This window comes from Asaia spathodeae NBRC 105894 (assembly GCF_025994195.1).
GTDB classification, from domain to species: Bacteria; Pseudomonadota; Alphaproteobacteria; order Acetobacterales; family Acetobacteraceae; genus Asaia; species Asaia siamensis.
In genome coordinates this window covers 120,254-136,500 of record NZ_BAPY01000007.1, presented here as the reverse complement: position 1 = coordinate 136,500, position 16,247 = coordinate 120,254, and the positions used below count along the sequence as shown (strand labels likewise).

The following is a 16,247-nucleotide window of genomic DNA, read 5'->3' as shown; positions in this document are numbered from 1 at the left end:
GGGAAATACGGCAGCCGCCAATACCCAGGTCGAGCGGGGCATAGATATCGGGGTAGTCGAACTCCATCAGCACATCGGCACCGCAAACGCCAATCTGCGCCCCCCCATGGGCCACGAAGGTCGCAACGTCGAAAGAGCGCACACGCACCACATCGACATTGGGGTCGAGCGTCGGAAAGCGCAGGCTGCGTGTCCCTTCACCGATGGCACTGCCATCTTTGAAAAGGCCGGTGCGTTCCAGCACGGGGCCGAGCGCCTTGAGAATGCGGCCTTTCGGCAACGCCAGAATGAGGGGCGCATCCGTGGGGTCGGACGGGGTGTGAGACTGGGTTTCTGCTGCAGCGATCATGACACCTCGTTCCTAACACAGAGTCTCACGGTCAAGAACCGGGCGCGCGAAGAGTTTTTACCCCACGGACCCGGCTCTCGCGTCTCTTTGTTCACGTGTTGATGACCGGTTTTCGGTTTCGTGTTGCAACCCGGCGTGGATCGGACCGCTAGACTACTGAAAAATATCGCTCTCGAAGCGACAGCAAGGAGATCTTCATGTCTCGTACCGATTCTTCCGCAGGGCTTTCTTCTGCAACCCTGCGCGCCGATGGCGAGCAGGTGCATCTGACGCTTAATGACGGCACGCGCATCCCGCAATTCGGGCTAGGTGTCTACAAGACCCCCGCTGATGAGACGGCGGAGATCGTGCGTTATGCGGCCAAGGCAGGCTATCAGATGGTCGATACGGCCGCATTTTACGGCAATGAGAGTGGCGTCGGTGACGCGCTGCAGGATTTCCCCGAGCTTTATGCCGTGACCAAGCTCTGGGCGAACGATCTTGGCTACGACAATGCCATGCGCGCCTTCGACGAGAGCGCCCGCAAGCTGCGTCGCGATGTGGTCGATCTCTATCTGCTTCACTGGCCCATGCCGAAAACGGGCCTCGCAGTCGAAAGCTGGAAGGCACTGATCAAACTCAAGAATGACGGGCGTATCCGGTCGATCGGCGTGTGCAATTTCCAGCCTGAGCATCTGACCCAACTGATCGAGGAAACCGGGGTCAAGCCCGTGCTCAATCAGATCGAGCTGCACCCCTCGTTCCAGCAGAAGGAAGTGCGCGCATTCAATGAGTCGCTCGATATCCGTACCGAGGCCTGGAGCCCTCTCGCACGTGGTGCCGGGTTCGATGGCGAGATCATCACCAGCATTGCCAAAAAGCACGGCAAGACGCCGGGGCAGGTCACATTGCGCTGGCATCTCGAACTCGGGAATATTGTCATCCCGAAATCGGTTCATCCGAAACGGATCGATGAAAATCTCGACGTTTTCGATTTCCGCCTGGACGAGGACGATATGAAGCGCATCGAAACGCTTGATCGCGCCGATGGCCGCACAGGCCCCAACCCTTATACGGCTTCGTTCTGACAGTAACCGGGCGTCATGAAAAGTGACGCCCTTTTGTGCTTTCTCAGGTATAGAACCGGTTCTATGCCTGAAAACAGAAATAATAAAAAAGCGCTGTTTTATTCACTGTCATGCCTTTTGGCATCGCAGGGGCACTGCCTTGCTGCCGAGGCCGGGTATTTCATCCCGCCTTCCCGGTCCCACGGATCACCTGCCGAGCCCGGAAAGCGCAGCCTTCTGACCCAAGCTCCGCTTTTGCCCAATGGCACAGGGCTCGATCTGAGCATCTCGGCCAAAGCCTCGCCCAAGACCTTTTTCGCGCCTTCCATGCAGTCTGTGCTGCGGCGATACAGCCCGATATCGGTCGAGCAGAACCAGTCGTCACCCATCGCGATGGAGCACGGCATTACCACCACCTTTGCCCTGCCCGTTGCCGGTATTCCCGGTCTTGATCTCACGGCCAATTTTTTCGCCGGTCATCGCGACACCCGCCTCGGCGCGCCACCGGGATCAGCGGCCGTGACCGGTGGCATTCGGTGGCGCTGGTAATTATCGTACCTATAATATTTGTAGTTGTTCATAAATAATGAAGTATAGTTGCCGACAGTGGAATATGGTGTGCCAACACTGTTGCATTGCGGCTTATTGATCTGGTTGCGGGAGCCAAACTCGCGTTTCTACGAAAAAAGGAATCTGGACAATATGTGCTGGTGGTCGGTTGATAATTTCTACCGCGTGGGTCGGTTTATTGCAGTAATTATGGAGAATTATTTACCAATAATAGACGCTTGGGGAGAGGAATTATTTTATAGGCGGCAATCGCTTGTGCGGGCGCAACGCGCCTGCCGAGTAAAGGCCATGCAAGATGCCCTGCACCCGTTGGCGCCGCTCGCCCGCCACTCTTCAAGAGATATGTGCGGGCAGAGCGGAAGGCCGGCGTGTCTGCAATGGCGCCGGCCTCGATCACACGTCGTGGACGGTATCCAGATCGCCGAAGCGAGTGAATTCGCCTTCGAAGAAAAGCGAAATGGTGCCGGTCGGTCCATGACGCTGTTTTTCCAGAATCAGTTCGGCCTTGTTGTGCACGAGCGCCATCTTGCGCTGCCACTCTTCCATGGCGACCTGATATTTATCCATGCTCTCATAGGCGCTGTCTTTGGGCATGCGCTGTTGTAGGTAATACTCGTCGCGATAGACGAACATCACGGCGTCAGCGTCCTGCTCGATCGAGCCGGATTCACGCAGATCAGAGAGCATCGGGCGTTTGTCTTCGCGCGATTCCACCTGACGTGAGAGCTGCGACAGCGCGATGACCGGCACCGAAAGCTCTTTAGCAATCGCCTTGAGCCCCTGCGTGATCATCGAGATTTCCAGCACGCGACTTTCCGGCTTGGTGCCGATGGCGGGGCGCATGAGCTGGAGATAATCGACCACCACAAGGCTCAGCCCCTTTGTGCGCGCCAGACGGCGGCAGCGTGTTCGCATGGCCGAAAGCGAGATGGCTGGTGTGTCGTCGATATGCAGCGGCAGTTCTGACAATTCGCGAGAGACGCGCACGAAGCGGTCGAATTCGCGCTGGCCAATATCGCCCCGTCGGATCTTTTCGCCCGAGACTTCCGATTGTTCTGACAGAATACGCGTGGCGAGCTGCTCGGCTGACATTTCGAGCGAGAAGATTGCCACGGCGCCGCGTGGCTTCGTTCCCTTGTCTTCAGCTTCGCGCATCAAGGCCTGGGCAGCCGAGAAGGCGACCTTGGTGGCCAGAGCCGTCTTGCCCATGGCAGGACGGCCTGCAAGGATCAGAAGATCGGAAGGATGCAGACCACCGGTTTTCTTGTCGAAGTCGCGCAGACCAGAGGTAAGGCCGCTGACATCGCCCGTGCGCTGGAAAGCCTGTTCGGCCACCTGGAGCGCACCTGTCAGGGCGCGTTCGAAGCTGACGAAGCCGCCATCCTGTCCCTTGTCGGTGGCGAGTTTGAACAGGGTTTCCTCAGCGGCGGCAATCTGGTCGCCACCTTCCAGATCGGCACGGGCGCCATAGGCGTTATTGACGACCGTCTCACCAATTTCAATCAGCTGGCGCCTGATCCATGCATCATGAATGGCGCGGCCATAATCGCCGGCATTGACGATGCCCACCATGGCCATGAGCAACTGGCCCAGATATTGCGGGCCACCGACTTCATCCAGCAGGCCGGAATGTTCGAACTCGGCGCGCATGGTGATGGGGTCAGCCAGCATGCCACGGTCGATACGCCGGGCGATTGCTTCGAAAATGCGCCCGTGCAGCGGGTCGGCAAAATGCGCGGCGACCAGAAAGTCGGAGACGCGCTCATAGGCCTTGTTATTGGTCAGAAGCGCGCCCAACAGGGCGCGTTCGGCCTCGGGGTTGGCCGGGGGCGAGCGGCGCAGCAGCGCGGTAAGGCCATCATCGGCCGCGGAAGGTCTGGATGTATCAGTCATAGTCACAGCGTCCCTCTATCATGGGCGCGGGCGATTCGAGCAAGCCAAGAGGCTGTCGCACTTGTCATGAGTGAGCGATACTCCGCTTCGTGTCCGCAAGGGCGTTGTTTCGAGGGGGAGGCTGTCATGCAGGCGGCGGGTCTGTTTGCACATATTCCGGGTGAGGGGCTGCTCCAGCTTCAGGAGCTCGGGCTGGCGTTTTTTCTGTCTGCATTGGTCGGGCTTGAGCGCGAATACCGACAGAAAGCGGCAGGTTTTCGTACCTATACGCTTGTTGGCGTGTCTGCTGCCCTTTTCATGCTCATCTCGAAATACGGCTTTGATGACGTGCTGGTGCCGGGCCGTGTCGAGGTCGACCCTTCCCGTGTGGCGGCACAGATTGTCTCGGGTCTCGGCTTCATCGGCGGCGGTGTCATTTTTATGCGACGCGACACCGTGCGCGGCCTGACGACTGCCGCTTCAGTGTGGCTCACGGCTGCCATTGGCATGGCCTGCGGTGCGGGCATGACCATCGTGGCCCTGCTGACAACACTTGGCTATCTGGTGACCATGTTTCTCACCCCTGGCTGGCTGTTGCGCATGCCGCGCGCGCCACGTCACGGGTTCAAGATAAGTGTACGGGGCGACCCGGACGTCGATTTTGCCGAGACCGTTGGCACTACCCTGACCGGGCTGGGCTTCACGCTGGGTCATGTCTCGCAGGAGAGACAGGGCGAAACGCTTCTGCTCACCATCCATGTGCACGGCATGAAAAAACCCGATGAGGTCATCACGCCTTTGATGCGCATCCCTGGCGTTCATGCCGCCTGGAGCGAGAAGCCCGACGAATCCCTGGACTGAACCCTGACTATTCGGGCGCTTGGTACAAAAGCCTGTCGTTCAGGGCGCCAACCCTCAGGCAGGCGCCCTGAACCGGAGCGCGTCAGAGCGGCTCAGCCTTGTGCAGATGGCAGAGCCCTTCGGGAGAGAGGATCTTCTCCAGCGTCTCTTCCGGCACAAGCTGGCGTTCGCGCACGATCTCGATCACCCCACGTCCGGTACGATGCGCTTCCAGCGCAATAGCCGTGGCAGTTTCATAGCCGATATAGGGGTTCAGAACGGTCACAAGGCCGATGGAATGCGTCACCATGGCCTCGAGCTGGGCCGTATTGGCGGTGATGCCGCGAATGCACCGCGATTCCAGAGTGAGGCAGGCCGCGTGGAGATGGGTCAGGCTCTTGAAAAGGCTATGGGCGATGATTGGCTCGAAGGCATTGAGCTGAAGCTGACCGGCCTCGGCGGCCATGGTGACAGTCAGGTCATTGCCGATCACCTCAAAAGCGACCTGATTAACGACCTCGGGAATGACCGGGTTGATCTTGCCCGGCATGATGGAAGAGCCCGACTGCATGGGCGGCAGGTTGATCTCATTCAGCCCGGCGCGAGGGCCTGAGGAAAGCAGACGCAGATCGTTGCAGATTTTCGAGAGCTTGACGGCAAAGCGCTTGAGCACGCCGGAAACCTGAACGAAAGCGCCGCAATCCTGAGTGGCTTCGATCAGGTCGCTCGCCGTCAGAAGATGGAGATTGGTGATCCGGTTGAGGTGCGAGCAGACCGTGACGGCAAAATCGGGATGGCTGGCAATACGCGTGCCGATGGCGGTGCCGCCCAGATTGATCTCGCTGATCAGAAGGGTCGCCTCCCTGAGGCGTTTCTGGTCCTCATCCAGCATGACCGCATAGGTCTGGAATTCCTGCCCCAGCGTCATGGGCACGGCATCCTGAAGCTGGGTACGTCCCATCTTGAGAATGTCATGGAATTCCCGCGACTTGGCGATAAAGCCCTTGCGAAGCACGGTCATGGCGTCGGTCAGGTGGTTGACGCCATGAATGGCCGCAATGCGCAGGGCCGTGGGATAAACGTCGTTCGTGCTCTGGCCCATATTGACGTGGTCGATAGGGTGAAGCGCGCTGTAATCGCCCCGCTGGCGCCCGAGATGCTCGAGCGCCCGATTGGCGACCACTTCATTGGCGTTCATGTTGGTTGAGGTGCCAGCGCCCCCCTGAATGACATCGACGACGAACTGGTCGTGCAGCTGCCCACTACGCACATCCTCGCAGGCAGCAATGATGGCGCGTGCTTTCGAGGCGTCGAGAAGCCCCAGATCGCGATTGCTCAGGGCCGCGGCCTGCTTGATGGCAGCCAGTGCGTTGATGAGTTCCGGATAGGCGCTGATCTGGCGGCCGGTAATTGGAAAATTCTCGACGGCACGCAGCGTATGGATGCCGTAATAGGCGTCACGTGGGACTTCGCGTGTGCCGAGAAGATCGTGTTCGGTTCTGGTCGTGACCATGATCCTTGGAAGCTCCCTCTTTTCCTGTGTCAGAGGAAGCCACCCGGCGAGACGAGGCAAGACGCACAGGCCTGACGGGATATGATTTCTCGGCGCAGGAGCCATGCATTTCCCGTCAGAACCACGCGCCGGTCGATTTTCAGGCGATGAAAAAGCGGCTTAGCCCCAGATCACGCAGGCCCTTGCGATAGGCGATGGAACTGCGATCGGCCATGATATGGGCCTCAAGCGTCGGGTCGAGAGGAAGGCATTCGGGCTTTTGTGCCTCGACGAGCAACCGGTCCTCCTCAAAGATACGGCGGTTGAACTCATAGACGGCCTCCACCGGGATATCCTGATCGAAATTGCGGCAAATAGGCGCAAACATGCGTGTCTTGCGGGCTGAAACGGGAGAGGCGGCATTCATGATCACCAGCCGTCCCTCATCGGGGAAATGGATTTCGAGCGTCGCCGTAAACGGCAGTGAGGTGCGGAAATGGCGAAGCCACTCGAAGCCCTCGGGCGCCCGACCTTCCACACCGATAGGATAATTGCCAACGGAGCTGCGATATTCGACCTCGAAGCCTGCTTCGGTTCTTCTGGGCATATAGGGCGGGACGACCGGGTTTTCGGGGTCGGCAAAGGTGTCGGTATGCACGAATGCGAAATGCGCAACGTCGAGAAACCCCTCGACCTGTCGTCCCGCAAATCCGGCAATGTCGATCGAGGGGCAGGTGATCTGCTGATAGCCGGGTTCATACCAGTGCGGCATTTCCGGCACGTCATGAGCTGTCTCACTTGCGAGGCAGGTCCAGACCAGACCGTAGCGCTCACGCACCGGGAAGGTCTTGAGATGCAGCTTGCCGGGGATGGCCGAACTGGGATGCGCAGGCACCTTGACGCATCGCCCCGCCTGACCAAAGCGAAAGCCGTGATAGGCACAGGCAATGCTCTCGCCATCGCCCGAACCAAGGCTGAGAGGCACGCCTCGATGCGGGCAGAGATCCTGTGCGACCACAATCTCGTCGCCCGCGCGATAGATCACCAGCGTTTCATCGAGCAGTACTGCCGCCGTGGGGGCTGTACCGATATCGCGGCACAGGGCGACTGGATACCAGAAGCGCGAGAGGATCGCCCAATCTGCGGCATCGAAGCTGCATTGACGCGGCAATTGGACCGGACGCTCGAGAGTTTCTGACATGGGGCCTCGCCGGAAGATGCTGGAACATCAGGAACAATCCCATTATCAACGTGTTCGACGATATATCGAAATATCTTACTGACCGTTCTAAAAATGAGAGCGCCTGCCATGCCCGTCTTTTCCCGCTTCACGCGTTATTTCATGGCCGTCGCCCAGCATGGTTCCATCAGGCGCGCCTCGGAAGCTCTGGGCATTTCAGCGTCTTCGATTGATCGTCAGATCCTGCTCGGTGAAGAGTCCCTCGGCTCGCCGCTATTCGAGCGGCTGCCCTCAGGGCTCAGGCTGACCGCGGCGGGGGCGCTTCTTCTGGTGCAGACCAGACGCTGGCAGCGCGAACTGGAGGCGTGCCGAACGGAGATCGACGATCTCAAGGGGCTGAGACGGGGTCATGTGACGCTGCTCATACCCGAAGCCATGGCGCGCGGGATGGTGCCGGGTGTGGTCGCGACCCTGCGCGCCGAGCATCCGGGCATCACGTTGAGCGTGCTGGTGAGGGCCAATCATGAGATCGGGCCAGCCCTCATCGAGGGGCAGGGTGATCTGGCGCTGGTTTTCGATCCGGTGATGTCCTCGCGGCTGTCTGTCAGAGCCAGCATCGCCTGCCCTCTGGGGTTTGTTACCCTGCCTGGCCATCCACTGGCGGAACAGGATGAGGCACGGTTCAGCCAGGGGGTTGCCTATCCGCTGATTGCCCCTTCTGCACCGCTGGCACTGGCGCAGAAGATTGCCTGGCTGAGCGCCGAGACGGGTCAGGAGGGACTTCCGGTTTGTGAATCCGACGACATCGAAACCATCAAATCTCTGGTCAGAAATGGGGTCGGGATCAGCATCCTGAGCTCTGTCGATGTCATGCAGGAGGTAGGCGACGGGTCTCTGGCCTTCGTACCGCTTGCCAACCGCAAGATCAGACCGTTCGAATTATGCTTCTGCGTCGATGAGGCCCGGTCCCTTCCCGCTGCCACGCGCCTCGTTGCGCAGTCGCTTGAAGCGGCCTTTCCCGGTCTCGCCTTGCTCGAAAGGCGGGCATGAACTGCGATCAACGATCACGTAAAACTGGGAACGTTTGATGAGCGTGTGGTGCTGACGATGGCGGCGCGCGATTCCGTATTCGAAACGATGGACAAGGACCGCGCCTCGGCGGCCTAGATTGGGTGAAAAAAGGAATGTGGTACGGTGTCTCGTCGAGCGATTTATTTCTCTTATGTCACGTTGACAGAAGACCGCAGCCATAGCCTGACGGCGGCGAGATTGAGGAACCTCTCGAAAGACAGAATGCTCTTGTCGTAGCGGGCGGCGATCCGGCGATCCGGCGTTGCTGCTTGAGCTTGCCAAACATACGTTCGATGTGGTTTCGGTCCCGATAGCGGCGATAGTCGGGATGCTCTGGCGCTTTAAGGTTCGGGCGTGGCGGGATGATCGGTAGGATGCCCCGCATCAGCAGGCTCTGGCGGAAACCGTCACCATCTTATCCTTTGTCTGCCAGCAATGCCCTCGGTGTAGCGGCCGGCATCGCCATGAGCGGCTCGGCACTGGTGTAGTCCGATGCCTCACCACCGGTCAGGATGAAACCGAGAGGGCGTCCCTGATTGTCTGCCCGGGCGTGGATCTTGCTTGTAAAACCGCACCGTGATCGACCAGGAGCGTTCGCACAAGCCCCCCTTTTTCACCCGCAGCCGAGACGTGGCCGCGAACGCTGGTGCTGTCGATTATGTGCTGCCAGTCATCGGTGAGGCCCAGATCGACCAGCGTCTGCAGTATTGCGGCCCATACGCCCTGTTCGGCCCAGCGGTGGAAGCGGAGATAGACCGAATTCCACTTGCCATAGCGCTCGTGCATGTCTCGCCAAGGGTAGCCGACGCGCAATACATAGAGCATGCCGTTCAGGGAACGGCGGTTGTCGTCCGCAGGCCGCGCCCACCGGCCTCGCTCAGGCGGCAATAGCGACCCAATCACGTCCCACTCTGCGTCCGATAGGTCTCCGCGATCCATGGCTGCACCATAAAAAGCAGCCTTGAATCAGAATGCAGCCTCTCTCGATACCCATTTTGCCAACGCGACCTAGGATGGCAAAAAAGCCATTTTGTTTCTTGGCAGCAACAGGCTTCGCTCAATCCGCTGGACACATATTCTCCTTCATTGATAGAAGACGCATGCCTATGTGAACTTTCGAATGAAATGCTGAGCTACTGGCGGAATGCGAACATATGGAAATACATCGCTTGGTCACTATTTTCAGTTTGATCAATCGGTTCGTGGTTTATTGAGGTACCCTTTTCCGTGATCAAAAAAACCTTTTTTTTCTTTGGTATATTTTTGTTCCTGTTTTGCGTATTCGCAACGTTTAGGTGCTGGACTATACCGGATACGTTCATTTTTCGATCAGATGTATCTGGTTCCGTTTATTTCCCGACCTTCTACCCTGCTACGGATAGAGAACGTCTAGATTTCAGTACTGGTTCGGCCTCAGTTACGCGGAAAAATTTCGATTCTGCGCCGATTTTGGAAGAGGGCGGTTTCTCTCTCTACTCACCGGAGCCAAAATCTAGCTTCTGTCAGGAAAATGCTGCTTACTGTCAGCCCGGCCCGAATGGCATTCTTATTCTGACAGGCACTAGTAAGGGCGGGTTGGTCACAACATCTTCCTACGCCCGTATAGATGAGATGGCTACCTCGCTTGCTCATCTACGAACCCTTGTCAGCTCAGGTAGTCCGTCTCAGCGGCTTTTTGTCGTATCAATTTACGGCAATAATAAAACAATACATGAACTTTCCGAAAAAGAGGGCCGGTTCCGTTTGGATCTGCGCGGAACACATATTTTTTCTTATAAGCTTCTCTGTTTTGCGGCGATAACTGCTTTTTTAATTACGTGTTTTTTTGCGCTAATTACGTCTTCTGGTTCTATATTATTTTTTCGTAGCTTGTACCTTGAAAACAGATACTCAGCTTTGATTTTGGTGGTTTGGTGGGGTGTATTCTATCTGTGTATATTTCCATCTATTTTTTCGCATGATACCGTTATTCACAACGCTAACGCGCAAATTTATACGGATTGGTACTCGGGACTTTATTTCATATATACAGCTTGCATACGTATCGTTGGATTTGAGTGGATTCAACTTTTACCCGCAGTATCGGGACTTTTGAGCGGAATAATCCTGCTCCGATGCGGCTCAATGGCAACATCGGCACGTCCGAAGTGGCAGAGCCGAGCTCTTTCGGCACTCACTGTAGTATTATTAATAGGTAACCCTGCATTAGTAACATCTATGTTCTCTCAGCAAAGGTATTTCGTTGTAATTGAAGTTGCATTTCTTGCCATTAGTATGTGGTTCTATGTATATTTTCGTTTTCTAGAAAAGAAAAACCGTCATATTTATCAAATGACGTCTGGTGTTGTCTTCGTGTCCGGTCTGGCGTGGTTGCTTAGGCCGGAATATCTAATATTTTTTGCGTTCTCTTACATTTTTTTTGGTTTGGCTTTTGTCCTTGGTCGGAAGATATTTTCAATCCGATGTGGATTGAGTGTAATTTCTTGTGCGTTCGTTATGATCGTCGGTCTCAAATTCTTTATCGACCGAGCTATGCCATCTTATTACGGATATGATCGTACGCTTGCGGCAGAGCGTTATAAAACAGTTTCTGCTATAGCCATGGCTGCCCCATTTATTTGTAGATCTAATCCTGAGCATGGTATTACTTCGACTATGGAGCGGTTCGGAAGTATAAATATACTGTGTGAGAATGGCCCGGAGGCTTTCTGGTGGCGTGTTGTATCGCCTCAAGCACGGCCTCAGACAATCGAATTGATGCGTAAAATGCGTGGCAATGTACTTAGTGATGTAGAACATGATCCGATAACATTGCTTCGCTATCGAATGCTAACTGGATACGATCTGTTCAAGAATGATATCTGGCAGATGGATAACCCTTATCACCGCCGTGATATAGCGAGAGAGTTTCATTCGCCTACTGACCAAAATATCATGATTCCAGATCGTTTTGGTTTGATTCATGACTACCCGCTCACTCGTGGTTTGACGCGGGCGCTGACGGATTTTTATGCATGGACAGGCAGTCAGATAGGGATCAAAGGAATGATCACCGTCTGCATTTTCTCTGTTGTTGTGCTCGCAACAGGGTGGGCATGGTTGACTCCATTTTTCTCTCTTCTTTTTCTTGCTATGATCATTCCAATCGTGTTGGTTTCGCCTGCGCTAAATTGGGCGTATATTGCTTTTATGCCGGTTTGGGCCAGCTTTGCGCTACCTTTAGGTATCTCCGAAGCGCTCATCACACAACGAGCTTATGCCCGAGCGCCGCTATCTCGTCGTTTCAGAGCCTTGGTAGAGCACGCTCAGAGATTCATCCGGTTTGCAGTGTTGTCGGGTTGCTGCTGGTTGCTGGATGCGAGCACGCTGCTAATACTTACCCATGCAAACCGTTTGCCGACCTCTGTTGCTAATGTCATCAGTTCGTGTCTGGCATCGGCCATTGTGTTTTTGGTCTCGCGCCGTCGTATCCACGATGGTGCTGAGAATGGGGCTGTTGGTCGAACGGCCGTCTATATGGCTTACACGGTAATTTCCATATTGGTAGCATCATTTATTTTGCCATTTATTGTCCAGTACATCGCGAAATTGGAAATATCCGGCCTTTCTTTAACAAAAATAGTTTTGCTTGCCAAAGTAATTATCACGCCGCCGCAACTACTCTGTAATTTCTTTATGTCGCGTTGCGTAGCGCGATATCGCTTCTCCTCTAAACATCTTTAAGGTATGTGTGGCGCCCCAAAGCTATGAATTTTCCTGATATATCCGGAAGATTCGTCCATTTATTATGAAAAATTAGAGTGGTATCAATGTCGTCGCGTATCCTTGTATTTATTCCAATGTACAACTGCGCGCCGCAGATTTCGCGCGTGCTCACGCAGTTGGCAGATTCGAGAGTTTCGTGCTGCATAGACGGAGTGTTATGCGTCAATAACCGATCGTTAGATGCGACCCAAGAGGTGGCAGCAGCCGGGCTGGCCGCGCTTGAGGCGATTCCTCATCGTACCCTCTTATGCAACGATGACAATTACGGTCTTGGCGGGTCGCACAAGGTTGCCATCGAGTTTGGTCTCAAGAATGGATACGACTACGTTATTGTTTTGCATGGCGATGATCAGGGCGCCATCAAAGATCTACTGCCGGAGATCGAAACCGGCCGATATCGAGATTATGACTTTCTGATGGGTGCGCGGTTTATGCGAGGGTCTTATCTCGAGGGCTATTCATTGCTTCGTACGACAGCGAACAAAGTCTTCAATATCTTATTTTCAATTATCTCGCGTCGCCGACTTTATGATCTCGGGTCGGGCCTGAACATGTTCAGACTATCTGCCTTTACCGATAATTTTCACAAGCGATTTTCAGACGATTTGACCTTCAACTACTATTTAATTCTTAATGTTGCGGCCCGTAGATTTCGGTTACGTTTCTTTCCTCTGACATGGCGTGAGGACGATCAAGTCTCAAACGCAAAACTATCGCGGATGGGCTTCCAAATTCTCGGGCTGCTAGCCAGGCGCTGCCTTTCTCTCAGTAGCTTCGCGCAAGGGGAGCATCGAGCTGTTCCTCGTGACAGCTATCCCTCGACCATAGTCGGCTCATGGAATAACTAAGGCGAGTCTTCCAAGTGAAAGAGCAGCTTTGAATGGCTGTTTGGCACCGATTATCAATAGAAAATTGTGACTGATGGTGAGATGCTCATGGAGGACTGTCGCGTCGATCAGGCACGCTCCCTTCCCGCTGCGACGCGCCTCGTTGCGCAGTCGCTTGAGGCGGCTTTTCCCGGTCTTGCCTTGCCGGAACGGCGGGCGTGAGCGTGGAGGATCAGCCCTCGTGATGGCTGGGCAGGGTTTGATGCCCGAGCGTCGCGGAAGAAATGGCCTGAACGGATTCGGTTGAGTCCACGACAACGAGCGCATCGCCTGCGATAGGGCTCGGTGTACGGTCCTTGGGCAGGAGCGCACGGAAACGTCCGTCATAGCTGGCCGCCTGCTCGTACTGCACATCGAGCAGACCATTCTTGTCCATAAAGACGTTCATGGTCGCGGGGATGCGAATGCAGCCTTCCGACGCCGTCTGTCCAAGGCGCTGCTCAAGGAAATCGGGGTCGGTCGCGTGAATTTCGAGGCGGATATCGCCTGTTTCGTGATCAGGGCGCCAGCCCTTGACGGCATTGTGCCAGCCCATGTCCCAGACCCGCATGCCCTTGGCGCCAATACCGCGGATGCCGTTCTCGTTCTTGGTGCCGAGTGCACGATAGCCGAGACGATCAGGCGTGTTGATGAACACGCCTGTCGGGGTGATGTAATAGAATTTGCGTCCGGCCCGACCCGTCGAGACAGGCGTGCCGCCCAGCGTCTCCCAGTCCGCATTGCCCGGCATGGCCAGCACGAAGCAGAGGCGCTGCACCTTGGGATTGCGATCGACCACCATCAGAAGCTGGGGGCGGTCGATAGGCGTGTTGGTGCTGGCAATGGCGGCACGGGCGAGGCGGATGAAGCGCTGACGGATCTCGGGAGTATAGGTGGTAAAACGCTTGACCGATTTCTTCATCTCTACGGTCAGGCGGCTTGCCTCAAGACGCGCCTGCGCTTCCGGGAGCACGGGCAGGGGTGGAATGACGATGGGGGCTGATGCCGGGTGATCGGAAGGGGCCGCCGGTTTTGCCGTGGTGATCGCACCGGGCAGGGGCGGGGCCTCGACCGTCTGGGCTTTGGCACAGGCCGAGAGCGCGCAGCCGAGAACGAGACCCGGGACAACCAGCCTGACAGGGGCCAGCAGATTGGCGAACGGTGCCTGGTTTTTATTACGCATCTCGACTCCAAAGCTTCTCGGGCCAAACGTTACTGCACGCCCTCAGTTCGCCGTGGCACGCTTTGTATCCCGGGCGTTCAGATAGCGATCGAACCAGGCCAGCATACGCTTCTGGGCATCGATCGCATGGTCACGCCCGCGCATGCCGTGCCCTTCACCGGGGTAGATCACAAGGCTGGTCGGAATCCCGAGCGCGCGCAAGGCATGATAGAATTCAAGACTTTGTGCAGGCGGGCATTCGACATCATTGGCGCCGACATAAATGAAAGTCGGTGTCCTGACCTGCTTGATGAAGGTGATCGGGGAAGAATGGGCGTAGATGGCCGGATCGTCATAGACCGTGGCGCCAAAGAAAGGGGGCATCCAGGCATCAATGCCGTTCTGGCCGTAATAGGATTGCCAGTTCGCAATGCCGCCACCGGCTGCCGCTGCCTTGAAGCGGTTCGTCTGCGTCACGATCCACATGGTCATGTAACCGCCATAGGAATAGCCGGTAATGCCAAGACGGGTCTCGTCGATCGGGGCCGTTTTTTCGAGCGCGTCGATGCCGCGATGGATGTCACGCAGGTCGCCATATCCAAAATCGCGTCGGTTCGCCATGGTAAAGGCCTCGCCCTGACCATAGCTGCCGCGCGGGTTGGGCATGAACAGGTCATAGCCTGCCTTCAGCAGCACGGCGGCATCGCCATTGGCGCGCAGAAAGCGCGGTGTGACGGCTGAAGACGGGCCGCCATGGATGACGGTGATCATCGGCACCTTGCCGTCATGGGTCATGGGCGCGGGGCGCGAGAGGGGGGCCAGATGCCAGCCCTGAACGGCAAACCCGTCGCTCGTCCAGCTGACGCTTGCGGCTTTGACCGGTACGGAGAGGCCCTCATTGAGATGGGTGACCTGCTGCCAGTCACCAATCCTGCCTGCCCAGATTTCAGGGGCTTTTGTGAAGTTCTGGCGGATGACGACGCTCTGGTCGCCTGCACAGATCAGGCGCGGTTCGCCGCCGCCATCGGAAAGCAGATCATCGGAACTCACCATGAGGGGCGCCTTGTCGTCAAGCGCCTGAAGCATCGTCTTGGGGCTGGCGATGGCTGAGGCGATCAATCGTCCCTGACACCAGCTCAGCCCTGTCACGGTGCTCTTGCTGTTCCGTGTCAGTGTGACAGGCGCCGCGCCCGGCGTGGTCAGATCGATCTGCAGGGCATCGCCACCGAAAAATCCGAAATCGCTCATCAGACCGGCCACGAAACTCACGCTTTTGCCATCGGGCGCCACCAGAGGCAGGCCAATCTGTTGAGACAGGGCATGGGTGTAGAGAATTTTCTCCTGCCCGTCTGAAAAGCGTGACAGATGGGCCTGCCACCAATGGGCGTCGCCATTGCCTTTGGCCGCCGTGCCGATAAAGGCGGGTTTGGTGCCTTTCTGCCAGCTGTATTCATAGACATAGAGCCCATCGGGCGACTGCCAGTGCAGGGCGTTCTTCTCGACCGTGGCGATTCGCTGCTCGTCTTCCTTTGCGTCGATCTCGCCTGTTTCCGGTGCACCGGCCTGCAAGGCGCCGGGGTCGCGTCGTGCATCGGCAATGGCAAGCACGGCCAGCCCCCCGTCGGGGCCGTAGCGCAGATCCTGCAGCGAACCCGTGAATTTCAGCAGGGTTTCCAGGTCTTTGCCCGTGCTGGTCAAACGCATGATCTGGCGGTTCTGCGTGTTTTTCTGCCTGACGATAAAGGCCAGATGCGTGCCATCCGGGCTCCAGCTCGGGCTGGAGGGAATGCAGTCCTTGCAGGGCAGAAGAATCGTCATCGTCTTGCCGTCCGGCAGGCTGCGAAGAACGAGAAACGGCACGGGTGTCGTATCGGAATCGGGCTGTTCGGTGGTGTCCAGTGTCGCCAGAAGCTTGCCATCGGGCGAGAGGGCTGGCGCATTGAACAGATGCAGCGGGGCGGCAGAAGCTGCGAAAGCAGGTGTCAGCAGGCTGGCGCAAAGCAGAAAGGCCGGGCTGAGGGTTTTGAGAGACAT

At 56.6% G+C, this 16,247-nt stretch carries 12 protein-coding genes and 1 pseudogene; 6 read left to right on the top strand and 7 right to left on the bottom strand.

Annotated features, from left to right (window positions below; genetic code table 11):
• Nucleotides 1-349, bottom strand: a pseudogene (gene hisG, locus AA105894_RS07430) (ATP phosphoribosyltransferase); the annotation flags it as partial.
• 197 nt (nucleotides 350-546) lie between these two features.
• Between hisG and AA105894_RS07425 the strand changes: the two are divergent.
• Together AA105894_RS07425 and AA105894_RS07420 are read left to right on the top strand one after the other, a co-directional pair.
• Nucleotides 547-1,416 carry an aldo/keto reductase gene (locus AA105894_RS07425; protein ID WP_267311161.1) on the top strand — a complete coding sequence of 290 codons (870 nt, stop codon included), beginning with the start codon at nucleotides 547-549 and terminating at the stop codon, nucleotides 1,414-1,416.
• Between the two features lie 63 nt (nucleotides 1,417-1,479).
• Nucleotides 1,480-1,944 carry a hypothetical protein gene (locus AA105894_RS07420; protein WP_267311160.1) on the top strand — a complete coding sequence of 155 codons (465 nt, stop codon included), beginning with the start codon at nucleotides 1,480-1,482 and terminating at the stop codon, nucleotides 1,942-1,944.
• 414 nt (nucleotides 1,945-2,358) lie between these two features.
• Here AA105894_RS07420 and AA105894_RS07415 read toward each other — a convergent pair whose 3' ends face one another.
• Complete coding sequence (locus AA105894_RS07415) at nucleotides 2,359-3,858, bottom strand: replicative DNA helicase (RefSeq protein WP_188427430.1); 1,500 nt, start codon at nucleotides 3,856-3,858, stop codon at nucleotides 2,359-2,361.
• A gap of 126 nt (nucleotides 3,859-3,984) precedes the next feature.
• Between AA105894_RS07415 and AA105894_RS07410 the strand changes: the two genes are divergently transcribed.
• Nucleotides 3,985-4,698, top strand: coding sequence for an MgtC/SapB family protein (locus AA105894_RS07410; RefSeq protein WP_267311159.1), 714 nt, complete (start codon nucleotides 3,985-3,987; stop codon nucleotides 4,696-4,698).
• Nucleotides 4,699-4,780: 82 nt separating this feature from the next.
• Here AA105894_RS07410 and aspA read toward each other — a convergent pair whose 3' ends face one another.
• Both aspA and AA105894_RS07400 read right to left on the bottom strand, forming a co-directional pair.
• Entirely contained in the window at nucleotides 4,781-6,190 is a 1,410-nt protein-coding gene (gene aspA, locus AA105894_RS07405) for an aspartate ammonia-lyase (protein WP_267311158.1), read from the bottom strand.
• Nucleotides 6,191-6,329: 139 nt separating this feature from the next.
• Entirely contained in the window at nucleotides 6,330-7,370 is a 1,041-nt protein-coding gene (locus tag AA105894_RS07400) for an aromatic ring-hydroxylating oxygenase subunit alpha (protein ID WP_267311157.1), read from the bottom strand.
• Between the two features lie 108 nt (nucleotides 7,371-7,478).
• Between AA105894_RS07400 and AA105894_RS07395 the strand changes: the two genes are divergently transcribed.
• Nucleotides 7,479-8,399 carry a LysR family transcriptional regulator gene (locus tag AA105894_RS07395; protein ID WP_267311156.1) on the top strand — a complete coding sequence of 307 codons (921 nt, stop codon included), beginning with the start codon at nucleotides 7,479-7,481 and terminating at the stop codon, nucleotides 8,397-8,399.
• 528 nt (nucleotides 8,400-8,927) lie between these two features.
• On the opposite strand, the gene AA105894_RS07390 is transcribed toward AA105894_RS07395, so the two are convergent.
• The gene (locus tag AA105894_RS07390) at nucleotides 8,928-9,359 is read right to left on the bottom strand and encodes an IS5 family transposase (RefSeq protein ID WP_267311155.1); all 432 of its coding nucleotides are present in this window, start codon (nucleotides 9,357-9,359) and stop codon (nucleotides 8,928-8,930) included.
• A 288-nt stretch (nucleotides 9,360-9,647) separates the two neighbouring features.
• On the opposite strand from AA105894_RS07390, the gene AA105894_RS07385 reads away from it, so the two are divergent.
• Both AA105894_RS07385 and AA105894_RS07380 read left to right on the top strand, forming a co-directional pair.
• Nucleotides 9,648-12,143, top strand: coding sequence for a GtrA family protein (locus AA105894_RS07385; RefSeq protein WP_267311154.1), 2,496 nt, complete (start codon nucleotides 9,648-9,650; stop codon nucleotides 12,141-12,143).
• An 86-nt stretch (nucleotides 12,144-12,229) separates the two neighbouring features.
• Nucleotides 12,230-13,033, top strand: coding sequence for a glycosyltransferase family 2 protein (locus AA105894_RS07380; protein ID WP_267311153.1), 804 nt, complete (start codon nucleotides 12,230-12,232; stop codon nucleotides 13,031-13,033).
• A 211-nt stretch (nucleotides 13,034-13,244) separates the two neighbouring features.
• Here AA105894_RS07380 and AA105894_RS07375 read toward each other — a convergent pair whose 3' ends face one another.
• Nucleotides 13,245-14,234 (bottom strand): L,D-transpeptidase, encoded by a 990-nt coding sequence (locus tag AA105894_RS07375; RefSeq protein WP_267311152.1) that lies wholly within the window; start codon nucleotides 14,232-14,234, stop codon nucleotides 13,245-13,247.
• A gap of 42 nt (nucleotides 14,235-14,276) precedes the next feature.
• Nucleotides 14,277-16,247 carry an alpha/beta hydrolase family protein gene (locus AA105894_RS07370; protein WP_267311151.1) on the bottom strand — a complete coding sequence of 657 codons (1,971 nt, stop codon included), beginning with the start codon at nucleotides 16,245-16,247 and terminating at the stop codon, nucleotides 14,277-14,279.